Here is a 25644-nt window from a genome sequence, read left to right as displayed (position 1 = left end):
GTCGTGGGTCGTATCGTCACCTTCCTGTGGCAGGCTGGTGATCTTTCCGAAGGCGCGAGACGAAGGTGACCATGGCCGCAGATTCGACCAAAACCTCCAGGTACACCGAGACGGAACGCAAGTTCGAGGTCGTCGACACCACCGTCGCTCCGTCCTTCGCCGGGCTGTCGGCGGTCGCCCGCGCCGAGCGATCGCTGTCACAGTCACTCGACGCTGTCTACTTCGACACACCTGGCGGCGACTTGCGGCGGCACCGGATCACCCTGCGCCGCCGCACCGGTGGGACCGACGCCGGCTGGCATGTCAAGTTGCCGGCCGGTCCCGACACCCGCACCGAGGTTCGGGCACCGCTGGACGACGACGCCGATCCGACTGCCGACGGAGACGACACCGCCGTGGTTCCGGAGGCCATCCGCGATGTCGTCCTGGCGATCGTGCGTGACCAGTCGCTCGCGCCGGTGGCGAGGATCAGGACGGTGCGCACCGTCGAAACGCTGTACGGCACCGATGGTGTGCAGATCGCGGAGTTCTGCGACGACCGGGTCAGCGCCAGCGCCGACGGCGGTGACGAGATGCGCTGGCGCGAATGGGAACTGGAGCTGGCGCCGGGCGCGGACCCCGAATTGTTCGATCGCTTGACCAATCGCCTGCTCGACGCCGGCGCGCAGCCGGCCGGTCACGGCTCCAAACTGGCCCGGGTGCTCTCGACCGACGCAGCCGACAGCGAGTCGACGGTGTCCGGCGATCCATTGCACCGGGCCGTCGCCGCCCATGTCGAGGAGTTGCTGGAGTGGGATCGCGCCGTCCGCGCCGACGTCGACGACTCCGTCCATCAGATGCGGGTGACCGTCCGCAAGATCCGCAGCCTGCTGCAGTCCGCGGAGGACACTTTCGGAATCACCGACGATCACTGGGTTCTGGAGGAGTTGCGCGAGCTCGGCGCGGTGCTCGGTATCGCCCGCGACGCCGAGGTGCTCGCCGAACGGTATGAGCGGGCTCTCGACGCGCTGCCCGCCGACGAGGTGCGCGGGCCGGTCCGCGCGCGCCTGGTCGAGGGCGCCCGCAAGCGCTATCAGACCGGCTGGAAGCGGTCGCTGTCGGCGATGCGTTCGCCGCGCTATTTCCGGTTGCTCGATGCCCTCGAAGCGCTCACCGGCGCCGAACCCCCGGCGGAAAGGAAAGCCGAGAAGACCGCCGACCGCATCGAGTCGGCCTATCGCCGGGTCCGCAAAGCCGTGAAGGCCGCTCGCACCGCGGCCGGGGAAGCCGGTGCCGAGAGCCCGGATGCCGATGGCCCGAACGCCGACGAGGCCCTGCACCGGATCCGCAAGCGCGCCAAACGACTGCGTTACACCGCCGCGGCGTCCGCCAAGACCAAGGTGGCCGACCGCGCCAAGGCGGTCCAGTCCCTCCTGGGGGACCACCAGGACAGCGTGGTCAGCCGAGCGCACCTGTCCCGGCAGGCCGAATCGGCCCACGCCGCCGGCGAGGACACCTTCACCTACGGCGTGCTGTATCAGCAGGAGGCCGACCTCGCCCAGCGGTGTGAAGAGCAGCTCGACGCCGCGCTGAAAGATCTCGACAAAGCGGTCGCCAAGGCCACGAAGGGCGGATGAGCCGGCCTGTAAGCCGGATTCTGTTCCTCACCACCATGTCTGGCGGCCAGGCGGCGACCATCCATCTGGGCACACCGTCACCGGGTACCTCGAGCGGCCTACCCGCAGACTCGGGCGAGCAACCCTCGAGCGTCTGCGCTGCCGCGCCCCCCACGCGGCATGCTTGGCCTTGCTTCGGGTGGGGTTTACCGAGCCGTCCCGGTCACCCGGAACGCTGGTGCGCTCTTACCGCACCGTTTCACCCTTACCTCCGTGCCCGCCCGAAGACGGACCCGGAGGCGGTCTGCTTTCTGTGGCACTGTCCCGCGAGTCACCTCGGATTGCCGTTAGCAATCACCCTGCTCTGTGAAGTCCGGACTTTCCTCGAACCGTCGACGACCTTCATCCCCCATCCGGCCGTCCATGGTCCGCGGCCGCCCAGCCAGCTCATCCGCGCTACCAAGGTAGCCGGTCCGGGCCGATTACGGTAACGAAACGTGGGGTGACCGGATTCTTGGGCGCAAGCCTCGGGCTTTAGTCCGGGGTGGGCCCATCTTGTGTGTCGCCGGGCGTAGCCCGGCGCTCAGAGTGGCCGGTCTTGGCCGTCGATGTACTGCTTGATGATCGGCAAGGGCGCACCCCCGCAGGAGACGGCGAAATAGGACGGCGACCAGAGGTGCCCACGCATGCGGGCGCGCACACAGGCGCCGGTGTATTCGCGGCGGACCGCGTACGCGGTGCGGCCTTTGAGGCGCTGCACCAGAGTCGAGAGCGCCAGCGTGGGTGGGTAGGCGACCACCAGGTGCGCGTGGTCGGCTTGGCCATTGAGTTCGACCAGATCGGCGCCGAGCTCGTCGCACACACCGCGCATGGCGTGTTCAGTGAAGGTGAGCATGTCATCGGTGAACACCGCACGGCGGTATCTGGTCACGAACACCAGGTGGGCGTGCAGCAACGAAACGCTGTGGCGGGCGCGTCGGTAGGACTGGGTTGTCACAGGTCGCCTTTACAGTCGTGGGTATGCAGATGCGTTATCGGTATCGCGTCGAACCGACACCGGCCCAGCAGTTGATGTTGGCGCGGGTGTTCGGATGCACCCGGGTGGTGTTCAACGACGCGTTGCGTGTGCGGGATGAGGCGCACCGGGCCGGTGTGAAGCTGTCCGACAGCGAGATTCAGCGCCGGGTGATCACCTCTGCCAAGACCACCACTGAGCGTGCTTGGTTGTGCGAGGTGCCCAGTGTGGCGTTGGTGCAGTCGGTCAACGACTCCCGCCGTGCGTGGCGCAACTTCTTCGACTCGGCTAGCGGGAGACGCAAGGGCCGGCGGGTCGGTCGTCCCAGGTTCAAATCCCGCAAGGACCACCGGCAGTCGTTCCGGCTGACCCGCAACGGGTTCTCGATCCGCGACAACGGCCGACTCTTCGTGGCCAAGGTCGGAGAGGTCGCGATGCGCTGGTCACGGGATCTGCCGAGCACACCATCGTCGGTCACGATCATCCGGGAACCTGACGGGCATTTGTACGCCAGTTTCGTCGTCGAGGTTCCAGCATCGCCTCTGCCGGTGACCAACCAAGAGGTCGGGGTGGATGTCGGGATCGCTCGGTTGGCCACGGTGGCCACCACCGACGGCCATCGAATCGATGTCGATAATCCGAAGCATCTGGGGCGCAAACTACGCAAGTTGCGGAGGTTGGAGCGGGAGAAGTCCCGCCGGCAGAAAGGATCAGCCAACAGGGCCAAGACGCGGTACAAGGTGGCCATCGCGCACAACGAGGTTGCCCGTGCTCGGCGGGACTATCACCACAAGCAGGCTTTGGCGTTGGTTCGCGACAACCAAGTGATCCACGTCGAAGACCTCAACATCGCTGGGATGGTCCGCAATCGCCGGCTGGCACGGGCAATCAGTGATGCGGGGTGGGGGCAGTTCGTGAAGATCATCGGCGAGAAAGCCGACCACTACGGGCGCACCGTGCACACGGTGTCGCGGTGGTTGGCGTCGAGCAAAACCTGCTCAACACCCGGGTGTGGGCATCGGCTCGACGAACTCCCACTACATATCCGCACGTGGGTGTGCCCGACATGCCAGGTCACCCACGACCGCGACTACAACGCCGCCAAGGTCATTCTCGCTGCCGGGCGGGCAGAGAGACTAAACGCCTGTGGAGCCCGTGTAAGACCGCAACCCGCTGCGGCAGTGGGTGTTGAAGCAGGAAGCACCCCAACAGCGGCGTGAGCCGCCACGGGAATCCCCGGACTTCAGTCCGGGGAGCACGTCAACGGTTCAACGGCGCCGCAGGACGATCAGGTTGTCCAGCAGCACCGCGGGCTCGCCGTCGGGGGTCACCGTCTCGCGTTCGACCGTCCCGGCCTGCACCCGCTCCCATACTCCGTCGTCGTCCACCACGGAAAGCACCTCGTCGACGGTCGGGAACACGTGGTCGTGGAGGTGGCCGGCCCACGGCGGCGCTGCCGCGTGATCGACGATCAGCAGGGTGCCGCCTGGGGCCACGGCCGCCGCGGCACGGCCGAAGATCCGGTTCCGGTCCAGGTGCACCAGCGACTGCAGAAAATGGGCCGAGACCAACTCGAACTCCCCGTCGGGGAACTCCTCGGACAGGTTCAGCTGGTGGAACCGGATCCGGTCGGCGACACCGCGTCGGGTGGCCTCGGCACGGGCACGCTGCAACGCGGTGTCGGAGATGTCGACCGCGGTCACCTGCCAGCCACGCTCGGCCAGCCACACCGAGTCGGCGCCCTCCCCGCAGCCGAGGTCCAGGACCCGCCCCGGCGCCAGCGGGCCCGCCACTTCGGCGAGCCAGCGGTTCACGTTGCCGCTGAACATCTGTGGGCGCTCCGCGTAGCGGTCTTCCCAATGCTGCTTCACATCGTCGTCGGTCATCGTTGTTCCTCCATCAGAGTTCGAACCACGGATGCCGCTGCACCCGAGCCCGCTGCGATTGCCGCCGCCACCTGCGGCAGCTGGGCACACACGTCACCGGCGGCGAACACGCCGGGTACCGAGGTGCGATAGAACGGGTCGACGTCGATGGACTCGGCCGAAACCGGTCCGGGGCCGGCGAATCTGACGCCGAGTCGCGCGGCCAGGGGGCTTCGCTGGTACAGCGTGGCCGACACCAGGAGTCCGCGTCGCGGCAGCCGGTCCCCGTCGGCGAACTCCACGGCCGCCAGCGTCCCGTCCTCGGCGATCGCTCGTACCACCGCGCGGTCGTCGACCCTGATTCCGGCTGCAGCGAGGCGGTCACGGTCGCTGTCGGGGATTCGCGGCGGTCCGCTGGTGAGCACAACGACATCGGAACTCCACCCCTGCAGCAGCAACGCCTTGTGCACGGCCTGCTCCCCGTCGGCGAGCACCGCCAGCGGTTGGTCCCGGACCTCCCACCCGTGACAGAACGGACAGTGGAACACCGAGGTGCCCCAGAGCTCCTGGACGCCCGGCACATCTGGGCACGCGTAGCGCATCCCCGCAGCCAGCAGCAGCAGCCGTGAGCGAGCCCGGCCGCCGTCGGCGAGCGTCACGGCGAAGCCACCCTCGTCCGGCGTCGCGGCGACGACCTCGCCGTGGTGCACGGTGACCGACGGATACCGGGCGAGTTCACGCCGACCCTGGGCGTAGAGCTGGGCCGGGGGCACACCGTCGAAGCCGAGCAGTCCCCCGATGCCGTGCGCCGAAAGATTGCTCTGCGCGCCGGCATCCACGAGCAACGTACGGCGCCGAGCCCGGCCGAGTACCAGGGCGGCACTGAGCCCGGCGGCCCCGCCGCCGACGATCACACAATCTGAGATCTCGTCCATGCCACGACCTTGCCCGGACACATACGACTTGCCAAGATACATTGCCATGGAGGCAAACGACGACTTCGATGCCCGGGTGCGGCGCCGGCTACGGCAGCTGCGCCAACAACGCGCGATGACGCTGGAGGACGTGGCGAGCCGGTCGGCGATCGACGTATCGACGTTGAGCCGTCTGGAATCAGGGAAACGCCGCCTCGCGCTCGACCATCTGCCCCGGCTGGCCGCGGCGCTGTCGGTCAGCACCGACGAACTGCTCGCGCCGCCGACCGTCGAGGATCCGCGGGTGCGCGGCAACGCCCACACCCGCGACCAGATCACCTTCTGGCCGTTGACCGGGGGCGGGCCCGCCGGCGGCCTGCACGCCTACAAGATCCGCATCAGCGCGCGGCGGCGCAGGCCGCCGGCCGAGTTGCCGGTGCACGAAGGCCACGACTGGATGTATGTGCTGTCGGGCCGGATGCGCCTCCTGCTCGGCGATCGCGACTTCACCATCGATCCCGGTGAGGCGGTGGAGTTCTCGACCTGGACACCGCACTGGTTCGGTGCCGTCGACGGGCCGGTGGAGGCCGTCGCCCTGTTCGGCGTGCACGGACAGCGGGTGCACGTGCACACCGATCAGAGGTAGGCGGTCTGGTTGACCAGCCGCACCGACGCGGCCCCGTCGGGGTAGAACTCGGCGATCGACAGCGACGCGAGGTCCAGGTGCATGCGGTAGAGCACGGTCGGGCCGGCGTCGAGCGCCATCCGCAGCAGCGTCTTGATCGGCGTCACGTGCGACACCACCAGCACCGTTTGCCCGGCGTGGTCCGCGGCGAGGCGCTGCTGCACGCGCCGCACCCGTGCGGCGACGGCGTCGAAACTCTCCCCTCCGGGCGGCGCGACGGCGGTGTCGCGCAGCCACCGGCCGTGCAGATCGGGGTCGCGTGCGACGGCCTCGCCGAACGTGAGGCCCTCCCAGGCACCGAAGTCCGTCTCGATCAGGTCCTCGTCGACCTCGACGTCCAGCTCGAGCGCCTTGGCCGCTGCCGCCGCGGTGTCGTAGGCCCGCTGCAGCGGCGAGGTCACCACCGCGTCGACACCACCCTTCTCGGCCAGGAACCGGGCGGCCGCGTCGGCCTGCCGGGCGCCCAGGTCGGTCAGGGCCGGGTTGCCCCGACCCGAGTAGCGGCGCTGCACCGACAACTCGGTCTGCCCGTGGCGCAACAGCAGCAGCCGCGTCGGCGCTCCCTTCGCACCGGTCCAGCCGGCCGGGTTGGTCGCCACGTGAGTACTGGACTCCCCCGCCGGGACGGACGCGTCGTCCATCGCTGCGTTGGCCAACGCGTCGGCGCGGCTGTTCTGCTCCCGCGGAATCCATGTGTAGGTGATGCGTTCGAAAGCGCGGGCCAGCTGCTGGGCCTGCTGGTGCAGCGGCGCGAGGTCGGGATGCTTGACCCGCCAGCGTCCCGACATCTGCTCGACGATCAGCTTGGAGTCCAGGCACGCCTCGACGTCGGTGGCGCTCAAGTCGCGGGCGGCCTCCAGGCCCGCGATCAGCCCACGGTATTCGGCGACGTTGTTGGTCGCGCGCCCGATGGCCTGCTTCGTCTCGGCCAGCACCTCGCCGTGGTCGGCCGACCACACCACCGCGCCGTAACCGGCCGGACCCGGGTTGCCCCGAGAGCCGCCGTCCGCCTCGACGATCACTCTCACGATGAGAATCCTTTGACCCGCAACAGAATCGCCGAACACTCCGGGCAACGCAGCACCTCGTCCTCGGCGGCTGCGGCGATGCGCGCCGACTCCCCCTGGTCGATCTCGATCCGGCACGCCCCGCAGCGCCGGCCCTGCAGTGCACCCGCGCCGACGCCGGTGCGGGCGCGCTGGCGTTCGTAGAGCGCCAGCAGCGCCTCGTCGAGCTGCGCGGCGAGGCGCTCGCGGCGCGCGCCGGTCTCCTCCTGGTCGCGGACCAACGCGGCGCGCGCGTCGTCGCACGTGCGCTGCGCGGCGTCGTGGGCGCTCTGCAGATCGTCAACGGTTTGTTGCTTTTGCGCGATCTCGGCCTCGAGTTCCTCGCGGCGCTCCATCACCTCGAGCAGTGAGTCCTCCAGGCTGGCCTGCCGCCGTTCCAGCGTGTCGAGTTCGTGTTGCAGGTCGGTCAGCTGTTTCGCGTCGACGTTGCCGCCGGCCAGTAGCGCACGGTCGCGGTCCTCGCGCTGGCGCACCCCGTCGATCTCGCTCTCGAACTTGGCGACGTGGGCGTCGATGTCCTCCAGCGCCAGCCGCAACACCGCCAGTTTGTCACCGGCCTGGCGCAATGCGGTCTGGGCGTCGGCGAGCTCGGCGGCTTCGGGCAGGTTCTTGGTGCGGTGGGCGATGCGGCCCAGCGCAGCGTCGAGCTCGGACAGCTCCAGTAGCGCCCGCTGCTGGTTGACGTCGGCTTTCACGGGCAATCTCCCTCGATGTTCCACGGGTCGGTGCGCACCTGCGACACGGTCACCGGCAGTGCCGCGCCGAAGTGCGCGCGCAGCAGCTCGGCGGCCTGGCCGCACCATGGTTGCTCACTGGCCCAGTGCGCCACGTCGACCAGTGCGACGTCGCAGACCCGGCGATGTTCGTCGGCGGGGTGGTGCCGCAGGTCGGCGGTGACGTAGGCCTGCACGCCCGCCGCGGCGACCGCGCCGAGCAGCGAGTCACCGGACCCGCCGCAGACCGCGACGCGGGTGACCATCGTCGCCGGGTCGCCGCCGGCGCGCACCCCCCACGATGTGGCGGGCAGCGCTGCCCGGACCCGAGCGACGAACGCGGGCAACGGTTCCGGGGAGGGCAGTGTCGCCACACGGCCCAGCCCGACGTCGCCGGGCGGGGTCTGCAGGGCGATGACGTCGTACGCGGGCTCCTCGTAGGGGTGGGCTCCGCGCAGCGCGGCGTACACCGCGGCGCGCCGCCCGACGGGTGCCACCATCTCCACCCGGTCTTCGGCGACGTGTTCGACGGTGCCGACGGTCCCGATCGCCGGTGCTGCCCCGTCGTGGGGCAGGAACTGGCCGGTGCCCGGTGCGCTCCAACTGCACTGTGAGTAGTCACCGATCTGGCCGGCGCCGGCGGCGAACATCGCCGCGCGTACCGTCTCGGCGTTCTCGGCCGGAACGAATACCACCCACTTGTCCAGCGCGGGTCCGGCCGGCGCCGGCGACAGCACCTCGCAGACCTGCAGCCCCAGCGTCTCGGCCAGGGCGTCGGAAACACCCGGGGCGGCGCTGTCGGCGTTGGTGTGCGCGGTGAACAGCGCCCGGCCGGTGCGGATCAGGGAATGGATCAGCGCACCCTTGGCGGTGTCGACGGCCACCGAGTCGACCCCGCGCAGCAGCAGCGGGTGGTGAGCCAGCAGGAGCCCCCGGTCGGGCACCGTGGCCACGACCTCGGCAGTGGCGTCGACCGCGACGGTGACCGAGTCGACCGGTTCGGCGGGATCACCGCACACCAACCCCACCGAATCCCAGCTCTGCGCGAGTGCGGGCGGATAGGCCTCGTCGAGCACATCGATGATGTCGCCGAGCCGCACCGTCATCGCACCACCTCGCCCTGTTCGCTGCCGCACCCGTCAGATCGCCTACTACTGCCACGACACTAGTGCGCCGGATCGGCCCGGTGGACACTGCGCGACAATGGGGACGTGACCGAGATGCTCGACAGCGCCGACAACCTCGCCCCGGTGAACGCGGGCGACCTGGTGATCTTCGACCTGGACGGAACCCTGACCGATTCCGCCGAGGGCATCGTCGCCAGCTTCCGCCATGCCCTGCGAGCCGTGGACGCCCCGGTGCCGGACGGCGACCTGGTCAGCCGCATCGTCGGGCCGCCCATGCCCGTCACCCTCGGACAGCTGGGTCTCGGTGAGCGCACCGAGGAGGCGATCGCGGCCTACCGCGCCGACTACACCAGTCGTGGCTGGTCGATGAACCGGCCGTTCGGCGGCATCGCCGAGCTGCTCGCCGACCTGCGCGCGGCCGGGGTGCGGATGGCGGTGGCCACCTCGAAGGTCGAGTCCACCGCCGCGCGCATCCTGGCCCACTTCGGGCTCGACGACCACTTCGAGGTGATCGCCGGCGCCAGCGCCGACGGCACCCGCGCCCGCAAGGCCGACGTGGTCGCCCGCGCGCTGGCCGCGCTGGCACCGGTGCCCGACCGGGTGACGATGATCGGCGACCGGTCCCACGACGTGGAGGGCGCCGCCGAACACGGCATCGGCACCATCGTGGTGGGCTGGGGATACGGCGCCGCCGACTTCCGCGACTCCGCGAGTGGGGCGCTGACCCATGTGGCCACCGTCGAGCAGCTGCGCGAGGTGCTCGGTGTCTGAGCTGCTGCACATCACGTTCGTCTGTTCGGGCAACATCTGTCGCAGTCCGATCGCGGAGAAGATGTTCGCCCACCAGATCGGGGAGCGCGGCCTCGGCGAAATGGTCCGGGTGAGCAGCGCCGGCACCGGGCACTGGCACGAGGGTGAGCCCGCCGATCGACGCGCGGGCCACGTGCTGCGCCGCAACGGCTACCCGACCGCACACCGTGCCGCCCAGCTCACCGACGACCACCTGTCCGCCGATCTGGTCATCGCGCTGGGCCGCAACCATCTGCGGTTCCTGTCCGAAGCCGGCGTGCCGGCCGAACGACTGCGCATGCTGCGGTCCTTCGATCCGCGCTCGGGTGCGCACGCGCTGGACGTCGAGGACCCCTACTACGGCACCCAGGACGACTTCGACGATGTGTTCGCCGTCATCGCGGCCGCGCTGCCCGGTCTGCACGACTGGGTCGACGAGCAGTTGGCCCACCGGAAGGTCAGCTGAGCATGCGGCGCTTCGCGTTTCTGCTCCGGCCGCAGTGGCTGGCGTTGTACGTCGTGGTCATCGCGTTCGCCTACCTGTGTTTCACCGTGCTCGCGCCGTGGCAGCTGGGCAAGAACACCACCACCTCGCGGGAGAACGCGCAGATCGCCCGTTCCCTGGACGCCGAGCCGGTGCCGCTGACCAGCGTGCTCCCGCAGCAGGACTCGACGATCGACGACGAGCAGTGGCAGCGGGTCACCGCGACCGGCCGGTACCTGCCCGACCGGCAGGTGCTGGCCCGGCTGCGCCTGATCGAGGGGGAACCCGCTTACGAGGTGCTGGTGCCGTTCGCGGTGGACGACGGCCCCACAGTGCTGGTCAACCGGGGTTACGTCCGTCCGGTGGGCGGCTCGGGAGTGCCGGACATCGCACCCGCGCCCGACGGACCGGTGACGATCACGGCGCGACTGCGCAATTCCGAGGCGCTGGCCCAGAACAAGACACCGTTCGAAGCCGATGGCGCCCAGCAGGTGTACTCGATCAACACGGCGCAGATCTCGGCCCTGACGGGGGTGCCGTTGACCTCGGCGTACCTGCAGCTGGTGGACGGTCAGCCCGGCGGCCTCGGGATGATTCCGCTGCCGCATCTGGACGCCGGACCGTTTCTCTCGTACGGCATCCAGTGGATCGCGTTCGGGGTGATCGCCCCGATCGGGGTCGGCTACTTCGTGTACTCGGAGATCAAGGTGCGGCGCCGCGAGAAGGCCCTGGCGCGCGACCCGGAAGAGTCGCGGGAGCTCAGCTCCGAGGAGAAGCTCGCCGACCGCTACGGCAGACGGCGCTGACGGCCACGGCAAGCACCGCGGCCGACACCTGAACCGACCGCGAGAGCCGCACCGCCCGCACCAGGTCGGCCACCTCGGGCGGGCGGCCGTCACCGAGGGTGGGCCGGATCTCGAGCTGGTGGGCGTACTGCGTCGGGCCACCGAGGCGTATCCCCAGCGCTCCGGCGAACGCGGCTTCGGCGACGCCGGCGTTCGGGCTGGGGTGTCGGCGGGCGTCGCGGCGCCAAGCCCGCCACGCCGCCCCGGGGGAGCCGCCCACCAGCGGCGCACACGCGACCACCAGCAACCCGGTGAGCCGGGCCCCGATCAGATTCGCAACATCGTCGAATCGCGCTGCTGCCCAGCCGAACTCAGCGTAACGCGCCGATCGGTGACCGATCATCGCGTCGAGGGTGTTGGCGGCCCGGTACACCAGCACTCCGGGCGCGCCGGCCGCCGTCGCCCATACCAGCGGCGCGACCTGGGCGTCGGAGGTGTTCTCGGCGATGGACTCCAGCGCCGCGCGCGTCAGGCCCCCGGCGTCGAGCACCGAGGGGTCTCGTCCGCACAGCGACGGCAATACCCGCCGGGCCCCGTCGAGGTCGCCGCCGCCCAGCAGCGCGGCCATCTGCGCGCCGGTGCGGCACAGCGACGTGCCGCCCAGCGCGACGAACGTGGCCGCGCCCACGCACGCCGCCTCGGCCCACGGTCCCCGGCGGATACCGGCGCGTTGCAGTGCCGCCGCAGCGGCCGCGACCGTGACCAGCAACGTGGCGGTGTGCACCGCGCCGGTCCAGCGGTCGTCGCGGTAGATGCGGGACTCCACGGCCGACGCGGCGGTCCCGAACAGCGCCACCGGGTGTCCGCGCTGCGGATCGCCGACGGCAGCATCGGCGACCACGGCAGCACCGATGCCGGCCGCACGACCCAGACCAGCCAAGACGGAGGCGAACACCCCGGCAGCGTCTCACAGCGGATTTCCCCGCCCGGGCTGGGCCGGGCTGCCAGACTGTCGGGATGGCCGATGTGATCTTGACCGCGGGAACGATCGTCACGATGGACCAGAACGCGCCGCGGGCGCAGGCGGTGGCGGTTTCCGACGGGCGCATCGTGACGGTCGGGAGCCTCGACGAGTGCCACGCCACCCTGCCCGACGCCGACGTCGTCGACACCGGCGTCGCCGCGCTGGGTCCGGGATTCGTTGAGCCGCATGGCCATCCACTGATCAGCGGGGTCGCCACCCAGTCACCGGCCCGGTCGATCGCGCCGTGGGACGCGCCACGTTGGAGCGATGTCGAACAGATCTTCGCCGAGGCCCTGCGCGGCGCCGATCCCGCCACTCCGCTGTGGTTCGCGGGTTTCGACGCGCTGTTGCACGGCCACCCCGCGCCGCGTGCCGACGAGCTCGACCGGATCTTCGGCGACCGGGTCGCGGTGATCACCGACAACTCCGGTCACGGCGTGTATTTCAACTCGGCCCTGATCCGCCGCTATGGCTGGGACACCGCCCCGCCCGCGGACCCCGTCGCGGCCCACTACGGGCGTACCGCCGACGGCGCACTGAACGGGCAGGGCTTCGAGCTGCCCGTGGTCACCGCGGTGACGGGGCCGCTGATGGCGCAGATGGGTGATCCGCTGCTGTCGGCGGCGCGGTACTTCGCGCTGATGGCCCGCGGCGGCTACACCTCCACGTCGGACATGACCTACGACCCGAAGTTCGCCGCCGGCTACGAAGCGCTGGCGGCGACGCCGTCATGCCCGCTGCGGGTCAGCATGTGGGAGATGTCGATCACCGAAAGCTACTCCGAGCCCGCCGCTTTCGCCGCCGGTGAGGAGTGGCTGACCAAAGCCGGTGTCAAGCTGTGGACCGACGGCTCGCCGTGGGTCGGCAACATCGCGATCTCGTTTCCGTACCTGGACACCGCGGCGACCCGCACCGCCGGCATCGATCCCGCGACGGCGGGCGGGGTCGATTCGATGAACTACAGCCGCGAGCAACTCGACGCCATCCTGGACCGGGCCGCCCCGGCCGGCTGGCAGATGGCGTTCCACGCCAACGGCGACCTGGCGCTGGACCTGGCGCTGGACGCCTACGAGGATGCGCTGACCCGGCACGGCCTGCTGGGCACCGACCACCGCTGGCGGCTCGAGCACTGCGGCGCCGGGACGCGCGCGCACTTCGACCGGGCCGCGCGCCTCGGCGTGCACGTGTCGCTGGCGCCGTTCCAGTACTACTACTGGGGCGATCTGCTCGACGGCGCGATGTTCGCCTCCGAGCACGGGGCGCGGTGGGCGGCCTTCGCCGACGCCGTCGCCTCCGGGGCCTGTGTGTCGCTGCACAACGACGGCTCGGTGTCACCGCCGACGCCGGTGATCAACGTCGCCACCGCCGTCACACGTCGGACCCGGGCCGGTGGTGTGCACCGCCCGGACCAGGCGATCACGCTGGATCAGGCCTGGCGGGCGCAGACCATCGATGCGGCCCGCACGCTGCGCCGCGACCATCTGGTCGGGTCGATCACGGCCGGGAAGCTGGCCGATTTCGTCGAACTCAGCGCCGATCCCCGGACAGTGGCGCCGGAACGCCTGATCGACGACGTTCAGGTGACGGGCACCTGGCTGGGCGGGCGTCGGATCGATCTGGACGAGTTCCTCGGCGCGGTGGGCGGCGCGGACAACACCGCGCACTCCCATCTGGCCGAGCGCAAAGCCACGGGGTGCTGCTAGCCGAGCATCTCGGGACCAACGCCTCTACCCCCGCCACCCCTGGCCGGAGTTGGCTGGAGGAGTGTCCAGCATCGATGTGAAGGCAGCGCAGACACCTCGGCGGCGCAACGGACCTCGGGGCCCAGTATTCCTGTGGGGCAACGTGATCGTGCTCGGCTGGCTCTCCGTAACGGTGGGCCTGCTGACCCTCCACAGCACGGTGGGCCTCTCGCCCTGGATAGCGCTGCACGCGTTGCTACTCGGCGCGGTGACCAATGCGATCGTGCTCTGGTCCGAGCACTTCGCCGAGGCGTTCAGCCACCTGCCGGCTCCCCCGCCGCGACGTCTGGCCGCGGGCCTGACTGCGCTGAACGTGCTCGTGGTCGCCGTGCTGGTCGGCGTCAGCTCCGGCACCGCGGTGCTGACCGGTGTGGGTGCTGCTGGGGTCGCCGTCGTCGCCGCCGTGCACGCGATCCATCTGCGCCGCGGGACCCGAGCCACGGCCCCGGGTCCGTTCGGTTATCTGCCCGGCTTCTACGCCTCGGCGGCGGTGCTGCTGGCGATCGGCGCAGTGCTGGGCGGTCTGCTGGCGCTGGGACCCGGACACTGGTACGTCCGCCTGTGGTCGGCACACGTCCACCTGACCCTGCTGGGCTGGGTGGGGCTCTCGGTGCTGGGCACCATGCTCACCCTGTGGCCGGTCACCCTGCACGCCAGAATCGGTGCCGACACCGCGACCGCGGCCCGTCGCGCCCTGCCGCTGTTGTGGGCCGGTCTCGCGATCGCGGTGACCGGCATGCTCTCCGCTCTTCTGTGGCTGACCGCGAGCGGGCTGCTGTGCTACGCGGCCGGCATCAGCGTTGTCGGAATCCCGCTCGTGCGCAACGCCGTTGCGCGCCATCCGGGCGGACCGGCCGCGTGGATGCTGGGCGCGGCGGTGGTGTGGTTGACGGTCGCGGTGGTGAGCGAGGCCGGACGCCTGCTCAACGCGGGAGAGATGGCTGCGCTGCCGGCGATCACGGCCGACGTGCTACCGATCTTCGTCGTCGGTTTCGTCGTGCAGGTGCTGCTGGGGGCACTGACCCAGCTGCTGCCGGCCGTTCTGGGCCGCGGCCCCGCGGAACACAAGGTGATCGCCCGGTTCCTCGGCAGCGGGTGGCGACTGCGCGTGCTGTTACTCAACGCGGCGGTGCCGATGGTGGCCTTCGACTGGCCCGCACCGGTGCCGCTGCTCGGCTGGACGCTGGCCGCGGTGAGTGTCGGTGCGTTTCTGGTCCAGGCGCTGCGCGTCGCGCTGCCCGCCGCCCGGCAGGGGTCGCCGGCGGCCGGCCTTCGGCACGTCCCCGGCACCACGACCGGTGTCCTGGCCGGACTGGCCGTCGTGGTGCTGGCGGTGACGCTGGCGGCTCCCGGGCAGAACGCATCCAGCCCGGCGAGCACACCGGGGCCGGAACGCACCGTCGAGGTCACGCTGCAGAACATGCGCATCGAGCCCGCGGTGCTCGACGTGGCACCCGGCACCCACCTCATGCTGAGGGTCACCAACATCGACGCGATGCCCCACGATCTGCGCGTCGACACCGGAGCGCGGACGCCGCTGCTGCGGCAGAACGACACCGCGATGCTCGATCTCGGCCGCATCACCACCGACGTCGGGGGCTGGTGCACGGTCGCCGGGCACCGCGCCGCCGGCATGACGATGTCGGTGCGGGCCGTCGACAGCATCGCCGAGCCGTCGTCCGGCGCTGTGCACCTCGGCGACGAAGCGACTCCGGCGCCACTCGACCTGACCGCCCGCCCGAGTCCGGGGTGGGCGCCGCAGGACGCCCGACTCGCACCGGCCGCCGGCACGCTGCACAAGGTCGAGCTCGCGGTGACCGAACGCGACATCGAGGTGGCGCCGGGCCGATTCGAGCGACGCTGGACCTTCGCCGGCTCAGCCCCGGGTCCGACGCTGCGGGGCAAGGTCGGTGACCAGTTTGAGATCACGCTGGTCAACGACGGCTCGATGGGTCACAGCATCGACTTCCACGCCGGGATGCTGGCGCCGGACGTGCCGATGCGGACGATCGCCCCGGGGGAACGCCTGACCTATCGATTCACCGCTCGCCATGCCGGGGCCTGGCTGTATCACTGCTCGACCATGCCGATGTCGCTGCACATCGCCAACGGGATGTACGGGGCGGTCATCATCGACCCGCCCGGGCTGGCGCAGGTCGACCGCGAGTACGTGCTCGTCAGCTCACAGCTCTATCTCGGCGAGCCGGGTGGTCAGCACCAGACCGACAACCTGCGGGCCAATCGGCCCGACGGCTGGGCTTTCAACGGTATGGCCGCGCAGTACGACCATGCACCGCTGCCGGCACGGGTCGGCGAACGCGCCCGGATCTGGGTCGTCAACGCCGGCCCCGGCGACAGCACCGCGTTCCACGTCGTTGGCAGCCAGTTCGACACCGTGTACGCCGAGGGCGCCTGGCTGCTGCGGCCGTCAGCCGAAAACAGCGGCGCGGCACAGGTTCTGAACCTCGGTCCCGCCCAGGGCGGGTTCGTGGAGCTGACTTTCCCTGAGGCCGGGAACTATCCGTTCGTCGACCACGACATGCGCCACGCCGAGGCCGGTGCGCACGGCGTCGTCGCCGTCACGGACTGAGATGTTCGACCTGTGGACCGTGGTGCGTTTCGCCCATGTCATGGGGGCGATCGTGTGGGTCGGCGGGCAGCTGACGATCACGCTGGTGGTGCTGCCCCAGGTGCGCGAACGACTCGCCATCGCCGACCGCGCCGACGTCATGCGCGCCGTCGGACAGCGGTTCGCCGTCATCACGATGGCGCTCTTCCTGCCGCTGCAGATCACGACCGGGGTGACGCTGGCGTGGCACTACGGCGTCACGTGGGCTTCGCTGGCGCAGCCGGGCTACGGTCGCATCCTGGTCCTCAAGCTGGTGTTGTTCACCGCGGTGATGGCCGCCGCGACGCTGCACGGCCTCGCGCAGGCCAAGGGCCAAGCCGAACGGGCCAGGGCGGCGTCTGTGGCGTCGCTGGTGGGCTCGCTGGGCGTCGTCCTACTGGCGACGTGGTTGGCGGAGGGCTGAGGCGAATGACGTTGGTGGGCGCGGACGGTATCGAACCGCCGACCGCTGGTGTGTAAAACCAGAGCTCTACCACTGAGCTACGCGCCCGATCCCGGGCAGGCTACACGGCGCCGGGCCGGAAGCGGAAATTGTCACCGGCGAGGGCAGCGCTCCCCGCCGTTGTGCACCCTTGGCGGAGAAACAGCCGAAATGCCGCCAGGAGTGCACAATCGGTGGACGACTATCAGCCCAGTGCGGCCAGCGCCTCTGCCCACACCGCCGGGTCCCGCTCCTGCCCCGGCTGCCGGCAGTCGGCGAAGCGCACCGTGCCGGACCGGTCGACGGCGAAGGTGCCCCGATCGGCGAACCCCGTCGCTTCGTTGAATACGCCGTAGGCCGCGCTGACGGCCCCGTGCGGCCAGAAGTCCGACAGCACCGGAAAGGTGAAGCCGCGCTGCGTGGCCCACACCTTGTGCGTCGGCGAGGGGCCGACCGAGACCGTCAGCGTGGCGACCCGGTCGGTGACGAACTCAACCGCGTGGTCGCGGATGTAATCGAGTTCGCGCTGGCAGATCCCGGTGAACGCCAACGGAAAGAACACCACCAGGACGTCCTTCGCGCCACGGAAATCGCGCAGCGAGACCGGTTGGTTGTTCTGGTCTTTGAGGGTGAAGTCCGGCGCGCTGTCGCCGACAGCGAGCACCGTCAGGTCCGCCGGCCGGCGGCCTTGGACTTGGGCTGCACCAGCCGACTGGCGATCCAATCACCGAGGTTCGCCGACGAGGTCTGCATCAGCCCCGCCGTCGGCGCCGACTCGGCGATCTCGGCGGGCAGCACGTGGCCCGCCTGACCGGTCTTGGGAGTGACAACCCAGATGACACCGTCGTCGGCCAGCGGCGTGATGGCGTCCATCAACGTGTCCACCAGATCCCCGTCGCCGTCGCGCCACCACAGCAGCACCACGTCGACCACCTCGTCGGCGTCCTCGTCGAGCAGCTCACCGCCGCACGCGTCCTCGATGTCGGCCCGGATGTCGTCGTCGGTGTCCTCGTCCCAGCCCAACTCCTGGACAACCTGATCTTTTTGGATGCCCAGCCTTCGGGCGTAGTTCGGGGGGTCACCCGCCGACACCACGGTCAGTCCTCCTTCGGTCACCACCGGGCGCACGGTGCGCTCGGCCACATACGCGCTCTATCGTCGCACGCTATAGCTGTCGAGCGAGACAGGTCGCCCCAGGTTCATCGATAAGCCGCGTCGCATCGGTCCAGGGCGGCGGTCTTGGTGTCGTTCAGACGCGCGATCGCGGCGTTGATCTCCACGACCGGATAGTTGCCCGCGATGGCGCTGGCCACCCCGCGCGCAGCGTCGATCCAGCTGGTGAGGGCATCGCGCAGCTCGATGGGTAACGCGTCGGACAGGGTCGCGACCACCCGATCGGCGCTGATGTTGAGTGCGTCGATCGCCGGCCCCATCGCCGCGGCGGCCTGCGCCGGGTCGGCGTTGAGCGCGTCGACGTACGTGTTGACCGCACCGACGGCGTCGGCACTGCTCGAGCTCATCTCCTCGCAGGAGCGCAGGATCGCCTCGGTCGCCAGCGCCTCCCGCCGCTGCGCTTCGCGGGCACTCGAGCTGGCCGCCGACGCCGCGATCGACGCCGATACCGACGACCGGTACTGCTGTGCTTGTCCGGGGGCCACCGAGACCTCCCCGTCGGTGATGTGGGTACACCCGACGACCACCATGGCCAGCGCGGCGAGGCTTCCGGTGATCAGGGCCGCGAGGCGCGCCCGGGGGGCGCTCCGCCAACCGATCAGCACGTTGCCAGACGTTACCTTTTCACCTGCCGTTTCATCCCGATGTTGGGCACCGCTGAGGCAGCCTGGTCTTTCCACCCCCACCCGGCAGCGCGGATGGGGCAGGATTGGTGAAGGATTGACAGGTACGCGCCACGAGAGCACACCCACTCGACCGGCGCGCGCGTAAACCCCACCGCCTAACAAGGAGCGGAAAGTTGACCACCGAGTTCGTGCGCCAGGATCTGGCCCAAAGCTCAAGCGGCTCAGGCGAACCCGACAGGGTTCGAGTGATTCGGGAAGGCGTCGCATCGTATCTGCCCGACATCGACCCGGAAGAGACCGGCGAATGGCTGGAATCGTTCGACGACCTGCTCGAGCGTTCCGGCCCGGCCCGGGCCCGGTACCTGCTGCTACGGCTGCTCGAACGCGCCGGCGAGCAGCGCGTCGCACTGCCGGCGCTGACCTCCACCGACTACGTCAACACCATCCCGACCGAGCTCGAACCGTGGTTCCCCGGCGACGAGGAAGTCGAGCGCCGCTACCGGGCGTGGATCCGGTGGAACGCCGCCATCATGGTGCACCGGGCGCAGCGCCCCGGGGTGGGCGTCGGCGGGCACATCTCGACGTATGCGTCCTCGGCCGCGCTCTACGAGGTCGGGTTCAACCACTTCTTCCGCGGCAAGAGCCACCCCGGCGGCGGTGACCAGATCTTCATCCAGGGCCACGCCTCGCCGGGCATCTACGCGCGGGCCTATCTGGAGGGCCGGCTCACCGCCGACCAGCTCGACGGGTTCCGTCAGGAGCACAGCCATCCCGGCGGTGGCATCCCGTCGTATCCGCACCCGCGGTTGATGCCCGACTTCTGGGAGTTCCCCACGGTGTCGATGGGCCTGGGCCCGATCAACGCCATCTATCAGGCCCGGTTCAACCACTATCTCCACGACCGGGGTATCAAGGACACCTCCGGCCAGCACGTCTGGGCCTTCCTCGGCGACGGTGAGATGGATGAGCCGGAAAGTCGCGGCCTAGCCCACGTCGCCGCGCTCGAGGGCCTGGACAACCTGACGTTCGTCGTCAACTGCAACCTGCAGCGTCTCGACGGTCCGGTCCGGGGCAACGGGAAGATCATCCAGGAGCTGGAATCGTTCTTCCGCGGCGCGGGTTGGAACGTCATCAAGGTGGTGTGGGGCCGCGAGTGGGACGCGCTGCTGCACGCCGACCGCGACGGCGCGCTGGTCAACCTGATGAACACCACCCCTGACGGTGATTACCAGACCTACAAGGCCAACGACGGCGGCTACGTCCGCGACCACTTCTTCGGCCGCGACCCGCGCACCAAGGCCCTCGTGGAGAACATGAGCGACACCGAGATCTGGAATCTCAAGCGCGGCGGTCACGACTACCGCAAGGTCTACGCGGCCTACCACGCGGCGCTGGACCACAAGGGCCAGCCCACCGTCATCCTGGCCAAGACCATCAAGGGCTACACGCTCGGCAAGCACTTCGAGGGACGCAACGCCACCCATCAGATGAAAAAGCTTGCGCTGCAAGATCTCAAGGACTTCCGCGACGTCCAGCGCATCCCGGTCAGCGACCAGGAACTCGAGGACAACCCCTACCTGCCGCCGTACTATCACCCGGGCCCGGAGGCCCCCGAGATCCGCTACATGCTCGACCGGCGGCGCGCGCTGGGCGGTTTCATCCCGGAACGCAGGACCAAGTCCAAGGCGCTGCCGCTGCCCGGCCCCGACACCTACAAGGCGGTGAAGAAGGGCTCGGGCAAGCAGGAGGTCGCCACCACGATGGCGACGGTGCGCACGTTCAAGGAACTGTTGCGCGACAAAAACATCGGCTCGCGCATCGTGCCGATCATCCCGGACGAGGCCCGCACGTTCGGGATGGACTCGTGGTTCCCGAACCTCAAGATCTACAACCGCAACGGCCAGCTCTACACCTCGGTCGACGCCGAGCTCATGCTGGCCTACCGGGAGAGCGAAGTCGGCCAGATCCTGCACGAGGGCATCAACGAGGCCGGCTCGACGGCCAGCTTCACCGCGGTCGGCACGTCCTATGCGACACACAACGAGCCGATGATCCCGATCTACATCTTCTATTCGATGTTCGGCTTCCAGCGCACCGGTGACGCGTTCTGGGCGGCGGCCGACCAGATGGCCCGCGGCTTCGTGCTCGGCGCGACCGCCGGGCGCACCACGCTGGTCGGCGAGGGTCTGCAGCACGCCGACGGGCACTCGCTGCTACTGGCGGCCACGAACCCGGCCGTGGTGTCCTACGACCCGGCGTTCGCCTACGAGATCGCCCACATCATCGAAAGCGGTCTGGCTCGGATGTTCGGGGAGGATCCCGAGAACATCTACTTCTACCTGACCATCTACAACGAGCCCTATGTGCAACCCGGCGAGCCGGAGGGGCTCGACGTCGAGGGGCTGCTGCGCGGCATCTACTGCTATCAGCCCGCCGCGCAGAAGCGCACCAACGTCGCCCAGATCCTGGCTTCCGGGGTGGCGATGCCGTCGGCGCTCAAGGCCGCCGAACTGCTGGCCGAGGAGTGGGACGTCGCCGCCGACGTGTGGTCGGTGACCAGTTGGGGTGAGCTCAACCGCGACGGCGTGACCATCGAGCGGGAGCGGCTGCGCCACCCCGACAAGCCCGCCGCCACGCCGTACCTGACCGAGGTGCTGGGCCAGACCGCGGGCCCGGTGGTCGCGGTTTCGGACTGGATGCGCGCAGTGCCCGAGCAGATCCGGCCCTGGGTCCCCGGCACCTTCATCACGCTGGGCACCGACGGCTTCGGCTTCTCCGACACCCGCCCCGCGGCACGCCGCTACTTCAACACCGACGCCGAGTCGGTCGTGGTGGCCGTCCTGCAGGGCCTGGCCCGGGACGGCAACATCGACATGTCGGTGGCCGTCGAGGCCGCCCGGCGCTACGAGATCGACGATGTGATGGCGGCGCCGGAGCAGACATCTGATCCCGGAGTTGCGTAGCGACCTGCTCTTGGAGGTTTTCGCCAGAACCAAGGCGTAGCTTTTAGGAATGCCCGACAATCGGTTCATCCCGCCGAGCTCGACGGTCGAGGTGCTCGAATCCGTCCCGGAATCGACGCTGCGCCGGCTCAAGCAGTACTCGGGCCGGCTGGCCACCGAGGCCGTGCAGGCGATGGGCGACCGGCTGCCGTTCTTCGCCGAGCTCGAGGCCTCGCAGCGCGCCAGCGTGCAGCTGGTGGTCCAGACCGCCGTGGTCAACTTCGTGGAGTGGATGCGCGATCCGCGCAGCGACGTCAGCTACACCGCTCAGGCCTTCGAGGTGGTACCCCAGGATCTGCGGCGGCGCATCGCGCTGCGGCAGTCGGTCGAGATGGTGCGCGTGACGATGGAGTTCTTCGAAGAGGTGGTCCCGCTGCTGGCCCGCAACGAGGAGCAGCTGGCCGCGCTGACCGCGGGCATTCTGCGCTACAGCCGCGACCTGGCCTTCGCCGCCGCGTCGGCCTACGCCGACCAGGCCGAGGCGCGCGGCGCGTGGGACACCCGCATGGAGGCCAACATCGTCGACGCCGTGGTGCGCGGTGACGTCGGTCCCGAACTCCAATCTCAGTCCGCCGCGCTGAACTGGGATGCCACGGCCCCGGCCACGGTGATCGTCGGTCTGCCCCGGCGCGACCGCGCCGAGTTCTCCAGCGACGACGTGCACGAAGCGGCGGGCCGGCACCACCGCGCGGCGCTGACCGACGTGCACGGCACCTGGCTGGTGGCGATCGTGTCCGGAGGTCTGTCCCCGACCGACCGATTCCTGGCCGACCTGATGAAGGTGTTCGACGACGGACCGGTGGTGATCGGGCCGACCGCGCCGACGCTGGCGGCGGCCCACCGCAGCGCGACGGAGGCCATCGCGGGCATGAACGCGGTCGCCGGCTGGGCCGGTGCGCCGCGGCCGGTCGCGGCACGCGAGCTGCTCCCGGAGCGCGCGCTGCTCGGCGACGTCACCGCGGCCGCCGCGCTCGAGGCCGACGTGATGCGGCCGCTCTCCGACGCCGGTCCGGCGCTGATGGACACCCTCGACGCGTATCTCGACGCCGGCGGGGCCATAGAAGCTTGCGCACGGAAATTGTTCGTTCATCCAAATACGGTGCGCTACCGACTGCGCCGGATCGCCGATTTCACCGGGCGGGATCCGACCGTCCCGCGCGACGCCTACGTGCTGCGGGTGGCCTCGACGCTGGGGCGCCTCACCCGGCAGACCCACCAGGGCACCGCGCAGGACCTGCCGTCCGGGGAGCTCAGCGGTGTTGCGCGGGTCACACCTCGCGGCCCCGAGGACCAGTGAGATGTTGCGGTGCGGTCTCGATGGCGTCGCATCACATGCGGATTTGTGGAGGACCTACAAAAACATAAGAAAGAGTTCATAGTCTCTTACACCGGGCAAAACCGTCTTCACAATGTTTTCTTAAAGACGTGCCCGACAAGACTGTGCTCGCATTCCTCGCGCCCGGACAGGGATCTCAGACACCCGGCATGCTCGCCGAGTGGCTCGAGCTGCCCGGTGCCGCGCAGCGGATCGCTGCCTGGTCGGACATCAGCGGGCTGGACCTGGGCCGCCTGGGCGCCACCGCGACCGCCGAGGAGATCACCGATACCGCGGTGACGCAGCCGCTGGTTGTGGCCGCCACCCTGCTCGCCTACGAAGAACTGCGCTCGCGGGGTGTGCTGACCGGAGACGAGGACATCATCGCCGCCGGGCACTCGGTCGGTGAGATCGCCGCCTACGCGATCGCCGGGGTCATCTCCGCAGATGAGGCCGTCTCACTGGCCGCGACCCGCGGCGCCGAGATGGCCAAGGCCTGCGCCCTGGAGCCCACCGGGATGTCGGCTCTGCTCGGCGGAGACGAGGAAGAGGTGCTGGCGCGCCTCGAGGCGCTGGATCTGGTTCCGGCCAACCGCAATGCCGCCGGGCAGATCGTCGCTGCGGGGGCGCTCGCAGCGCTGGAGAAGCTGGCCGAGGATCCGCCGGCTCGGGCCCGCATCCGTCCGCTGGCCACCGCGGGCGCATTCCATACCCAGTACATGGCGTCGGCGCTGGACGGCTACGCCACCGTCGCCGACCGCATCAACCCGGCCGAGCCGACGGTGACGCTGCTGTCGAACGCCGACGGCCGCCCGGTGTCGTCGGCCGCCGACGCGATGGCCAAGCTGGTCGCGCAGATGACGCGGCCGGTGCGCTGGGACCTGTGCACGGCCACCATGAAGGAGCGGGGCGTCACCGCGATCGTGGAGTTCCCGCCCGCGGGAACGCTGACCGGCATCGCCAAACGAGAACTTCGGGGGGTTCCGACGCACGCCGTCAAGTCCCCCGCTGACCTGGATGGGCTCGCGGAAGCACTCCGCAGCTGACCAGTTGAACAACTGCATCACCTTGTTCACATTCGTTCGAAGTAACACCCACCGATAAATAGAAGGAGCCACCGTGGCTGCCAGCCAAGAAGAAATCATCGCCGGTCTCGCCGAGATCATCGAAGAGGTCACCGGTATCGAGCCGTCGGAGGTCACCCCGGAGAAGTCGTTCGTCGACGACCTGGACATCGACTCGCTGTCGATGGTGGAGATCGCCGTGCAGACCGAGGACAAGTACGGCGTGAAGATCCCCGACGAGGATCTCGCCGGCCTGCGCACCGTCGGTGACGTTGTCGCCTACATCCAGAAGCTCGAGGAAGAGAACCCCGAAGCTGCTGCTGCCATCCGCGCTCAGATCCAGGGCGACAAGTGACCCGTCCTTCCACTGCTAACGGCGGTTTTCCCAACGTCGTGGTGACCGCCATTGAGGCCACCACGGCCCTCGCGGCGGACATCGAGAGCACGTGGAAGGGTCTGCTGGCCGGCGAAAGCGGAATCCGGATCCTCGAGGACGACTTCGTCGACAAGTGGGACCTGCCGGTGCGAATCGGCGGCCACCTCGTCGACAACGTCGACAGTCACATGTCGCGCATCGAGATGCGCCGCATGTCCTACGTGCAGCGCATGTCGAAGCTGCTGGCGCGACGTCTCTGGGACAACGCGGGCACCCCCGAGGTGGATCCGGACCGCTTCTCGGTCGTCATCGGCACCGGCCTCGGCGGTGGCGAGAAGATCGTCGAGACCTATGACGCGATGAACGAGGGCGGGCCCCGCAAGGTGTCCCCGCTCGCGGTTCAGATGATCATGCCCAACGGGGCGGCGGCCGTCGCCGGTCTCGAACTGGGCGCCCGGGCCGGGGTCATCACCCCGGTGTCGGCGTGCTCGTCGGGGTCGGAGGCCATCGCCCACGCGTGGCGCCAGATCGTCATGGGCGACGCGGACTTCGCCGTCTGCGGCGGTGTGGAGGGCGGCATCGAGGCGCTGCCCATCGCGGCGTTCTCGATGATGCGCGCCATGTCGACGCGCAACGACGACCCTGCTGGGGCGTCGCGCCCGTTCGACAAGGACCGCGACGGCTTCGTGTTCGGCGAGGCCGGCGTCATGATGATCATCGAGACCGAGGAGCACGCCAAGGCCCGCGGCGCCAAGCCGCTGGCCCGGCTCATGGGTGCGGGCATCACCTCGGACGCGTTCCACATGGTGGCTCCGGCCGCCGACGGACAGCGTGCCGGGCAGGCGATGAAGCGGGCGATGGAGACGGCCGGGTTGTCCCCCAAGGACATCTCGCACGTCAACGCGCACGCCACCGCCACCCCGATCGGCGACACCGCGGAGGCCAACGCCATCCGTGTCGCCGGGGTGGAGCATGCCGCGGTCTACGCGCCGAAGTCGGCGCTGGGCCACTCGATCGGTGCCGTCGGCGCCCTCGAATCGGCGCTCACGGTCCTCGCGTTGCGCGACGGCGTCATCCCGCCGACGCTGAACTACGAGACCCCGGACCCCGAGATCGATCTCGATGTCGTTGCGGGCGAGCCACGGTATGGCGACTACCAGTACGCCATCAACAACTCGTTCGGGTTCGGTGGTCACAATGTCGCTCTGGCCTTCGGTCGCTACTAGGTCCACG

24 protein-coding genes, 1 tRNA gene and 1 other RNA gene are annotated in these 25644 nt (G+C 69.7%); 14 read left to right on the top strand and 12 right to left on the bottom strand.

Going from position 1 to position 25644, the window contains the following annotated elements:
• Nucleotides 1-71 precede the first annotated feature (71 nt).
• Nucleotides 72-1616, top strand: a complete 1545-nt coding sequence (locus G6N31_RS04140; protein WP_098004548.1) for a CYTH and CHAD domain-containing protein — start codon at nt 72-74, stop codon at nt 1614-1616.
• Here G6N31_RS04140 and rnpB read toward each other — a convergent pair.
• An RNA gene (gene rnpB / locus G6N31_RS04135) (RNase P RNA component class A) lies at nt 1610-2045 on the bottom strand. The two genes, G6N31_RS04140 and rnpB, sit on opposite strands and share 7 nt — an antisense overlap.
• A gap of 133 nt (nt 2046-2178) precedes the next feature.
• A complete protein-coding gene (tnpA, locus tag G6N31_RS04130) occupies nt 2179-2592 on the bottom strand; it encodes an IS200/IS605 family transposase (protein WP_098004503.1) in 414 nt (137 codons plus the stop codon).
• A 23-nt stretch (nt 2593-2615) separates the two neighbouring features.
• Here tnpA and G6N31_RS04125 point away from each other — a divergent pair, with 23 nt between their 5' ends.
• The gene (locus tag G6N31_RS04125; RefSeq protein ID WP_098004504.1) at nt 2616-3830 is read left to right on the top strand and encodes an RNA-guided endonuclease InsQ/TnpB family protein; all 1215 of its coding nucleotides are present in this window, start codon (nt 2616-2618) and stop codon (nt 3828-3830) included.
• A 48-nt stretch (nt 3831-3878) separates the two neighbouring features.
• Here G6N31_RS04125 and G6N31_RS04120 read toward each other — a convergent pair whose 3' ends face one another.
• Nucleotides 3879-4496 carry a class I SAM-dependent methyltransferase gene (locus G6N31_RS04120; RefSeq protein ID WP_098004505.1) on the bottom strand — a complete coding sequence of 206 codons (618 nt, stop codon included), beginning with the start codon at nt 4494-4496 and terminating at the stop codon, nt 3879-3881.
• Nucleotides 4493-5410 (bottom strand): NAD(P)/FAD-dependent oxidoreductase, encoded by a 918-nt coding sequence (locus tag G6N31_RS04115; protein ID WP_098004506.1) that lies wholly within the window; start codon nt 5408-5410, stop codon nt 4493-4495. The genes G6N31_RS04120 and G6N31_RS04115 overlap by 4 nt, the downstream gene beginning before the upstream one ends.
• A gap of 46 nt (nt 5411-5456) precedes the next feature.
• Here G6N31_RS04115 and G6N31_RS04110 point away from each other — a divergent pair, with 46 nt between their 5' ends.
• Nucleotides 5457-6035, top strand: coding sequence for a helix-turn-helix domain-containing protein (locus tag G6N31_RS04110; protein ID WP_098004507.1), 579 nt, complete (start codon nt 5457-5459; stop codon nt 6033-6035).
• Here the strand turns inward: G6N31_RS04110 and G6N31_RS04105 are convergent.
• The 3 genes from G6N31_RS04105 to G6N31_RS04095 are packed head-to-tail and all read right to left on the bottom strand — an operon-like array spanning nt 6026 to nt 8960.
• Nucleotides 6026-7102, bottom strand: coding sequence for a bifunctional RNase H/acid phosphatase (locus G6N31_RS04105; protein ID WP_098004508.1), 1077 nt, complete (start codon nt 7100-7102; stop codon nt 6026-6028). The genes G6N31_RS04110 and G6N31_RS04105 overlap by 10 nt on opposite strands.
• The gene (locus G6N31_RS04100) at nt 7099-7836 is read right to left on the bottom strand and encodes a zinc ribbon domain-containing protein (RefSeq protein WP_098004509.1); all 738 of its coding nucleotides are present in this window, start codon (nt 7834-7836) and stop codon (nt 7099-7101) included. Before G6N31_RS04100 ends, G6N31_RS04105 begins: the two co-directional genes overlap by 4 nt.
• A complete protein-coding gene (locus tag G6N31_RS04095) occupies nt 7833-8960 on the bottom strand; it encodes a Nif3-like dinuclear metal center hexameric protein (RefSeq protein WP_098004510.1) in 1128 nt (375 codons plus the stop codon). Before G6N31_RS04095 ends, G6N31_RS04100 begins: the two co-directional genes overlap by 4 nt.
• Nucleotides 8961-9074: 114 nt before the next feature.
• On the opposite strand from G6N31_RS04095, the gene G6N31_RS04090 reads away from it, so the two are divergent.
• From G6N31_RS04090 to G6N31_RS04080, 3 genes are read left to right on the top strand one after another with little or no spacing between them, the layout of a single operon-like run.
• A complete protein-coding gene (locus G6N31_RS04090; protein WP_098004549.1) occupies nt 9075-9752 on the top strand; it encodes an HAD-IA family hydrolase in 678 nt (225 codons plus the stop codon).
• A complete protein-coding gene (locus G6N31_RS04085; RefSeq protein WP_098004511.1) occupies nt 9745-10236 on the top strand; it encodes a low molecular weight protein-tyrosine-phosphatase in 492 nt (163 codons plus the stop codon). The genes G6N31_RS04090 and G6N31_RS04085 overlap by 8 nt, the downstream gene beginning before the upstream one ends.
• Nucleotides 10237-10238: 2 nt before the next feature.
• Complete coding sequence (locus G6N31_RS04080) at nt 10239-11060, top strand: SURF1 family cytochrome oxidase biogenesis protein (RefSeq protein WP_098004512.1); 822 nt, start codon at nt 10239-10241, stop codon at nt 11058-11060.
• Here G6N31_RS04080 and G6N31_RS04075 read toward each other — a convergent pair.
• The gene (locus G6N31_RS04075) at nt 11014-11994 is read right to left on the bottom strand and encodes a cobalamin biosynthesis protein (RefSeq protein WP_308207718.1); all 981 of its coding nucleotides are present in this window, start codon (nt 11992-11994) and stop codon (nt 11014-11016) included. The two genes, G6N31_RS04080 and G6N31_RS04075, sit on opposite strands and share 47 nt — an antisense overlap.
• A 62-nt stretch (nt 11995-12056) precedes the next feature.
• Here G6N31_RS04075 and G6N31_RS04070 point away from each other — a divergent pair, with 62 nt between their 5' ends.
• From G6N31_RS04070 to G6N31_RS04060, 3 genes are all read left to right on the top strand, one after another.
• On the top strand, nt 12057-13766 hold the full coding sequence (locus G6N31_RS04070) for an amidohydrolase (protein ID WP_098004513.1): 1710 nt from the start codon (nt 12057-12059) through the stop codon (nt 13764-13766).
• A 61-nt stretch (nt 13767-13827) separates the two neighbouring features.
• A complete protein-coding gene (locus tag G6N31_RS04065) occupies nt 13828-16395 on the top strand; it encodes a multicopper oxidase domain-containing protein (protein WP_234815392.1) in 2568 nt (855 codons plus the stop codon).
• A 1-nt stretch (nt 16396) separates the two neighbouring features.
• Nucleotides 16397-16837, top strand: coding sequence for a hypothetical protein (locus tag G6N31_RS04060; RefSeq protein ID WP_098004551.1), 441 nt, complete (start codon nt 16397-16399; stop codon nt 16835-16837).
• Nucleotides 16838-16849: 12 nt separating this feature from the next.
• Here G6N31_RS04060 and G6N31_RS04055 read toward each other — a convergent pair.
• From G6N31_RS04055 to G6N31_RS04040, 4 genes are all read right to left on the bottom strand, one after another.
• Nucleotides 16850-16924, bottom strand: a tRNA-Val gene (locus G6N31_RS04055).
• A 136-nt stretch (nt 16925-17060) separates the two neighbouring features.
• Nucleotides 17061-17519 carry a peroxiredoxin gene (locus G6N31_RS04050; RefSeq protein WP_098004515.1) on the bottom strand — a complete coding sequence of 153 codons (459 nt, stop codon included), beginning with the start codon at nt 17517-17519 and terminating at the stop codon, nt 17061-17063.
• 2 nt (nt 17520-17521) lie between these two features.
• The gene (locus tag G6N31_RS04045; RefSeq protein WP_098004552.1) at nt 17522-17950 is read right to left on the bottom strand and encodes a DUF3052 domain-containing protein; all 429 of its coding nucleotides are present in this window, start codon (nt 17948-17950) and stop codon (nt 17522-17524) included.
• Nucleotides 17951-18054: 104 nt separating this feature from the next.
• Complete coding sequence (locus tag G6N31_RS04040) at nt 18055-18633, bottom strand: Rv2240c family protein (protein WP_098004516.1); 579 nt, start codon at nt 18631-18633, stop codon at nt 18055-18057.
• 194 nt (nt 18634-18827) lie between these two features.
• On the opposite strand from G6N31_RS04040, the gene aceE reads away from it, so the two are divergent.
• From aceE to kasA, 5 genes are all read left to right on the top strand, one after another.
• A complete protein-coding gene (gene aceE / locus G6N31_RS04035; RefSeq protein ID WP_098004517.1) occupies nt 18828-21617 on the top strand; it encodes a pyruvate dehydrogenase (acetyl-transferring), homodimeric type in 2790 nt (929 codons plus the stop codon).
• Between the two features lie 49 nt (nt 21618-21666).
• A complete protein-coding gene (locus G6N31_RS04030) occupies nt 21667-22953 on the top strand; it encodes a PucR family transcriptional regulator (RefSeq protein ID WP_098004518.1) in 1287 nt (428 codons plus the stop codon).
• Between the two features lie 143 nt (nt 22954-23096).
• Nucleotides 23097-24017 carry an ACP S-malonyltransferase gene (locus G6N31_RS04025; RefSeq protein WP_098004553.1) on the top strand — a complete coding sequence of 307 codons (921 nt, stop codon included), beginning with the start codon at nt 23097-23099 and terminating at the stop codon, nt 24015-24017.
• A gap of 73 nt (nt 24018-24090) precedes the next feature.
• Nucleotides 24091-24390, top strand: coding sequence for a meromycolate extension acyl carrier protein AcpM (gene acpM, locus G6N31_RS04020; protein WP_098004519.1), 300 nt, complete (start codon nt 24091-24093; stop codon nt 24388-24390).
• Nucleotides 24387-25637 carry a 3-oxoacyl-ACP synthase KasA gene (kasA, locus tag G6N31_RS04015; RefSeq protein WP_098004520.1) on the top strand — a complete coding sequence of 417 codons (1251 nt, stop codon included), beginning with the start codon at nt 24387-24389 and terminating at the stop codon, nt 25635-25637. Before acpM ends, kasA begins: the two co-directional genes overlap by 4 nt.
• Nucleotides 25638-25644 lie beyond the last annotated feature (7 nt).

Source organism: Mycolicibacterium duvalii, assembly GCF_010726645.1.
GTDB lineage: Bacteria > Actinomycetota > Actinomycetes > Mycobacteriales > Mycobacteriaceae > Mycobacterium > Mycobacterium duvalii.
The sequence above is the reverse complement of the archived record's forward strand: the minus strand, read 5'-3'. Positions and strand labels throughout refer to the sequence as shown.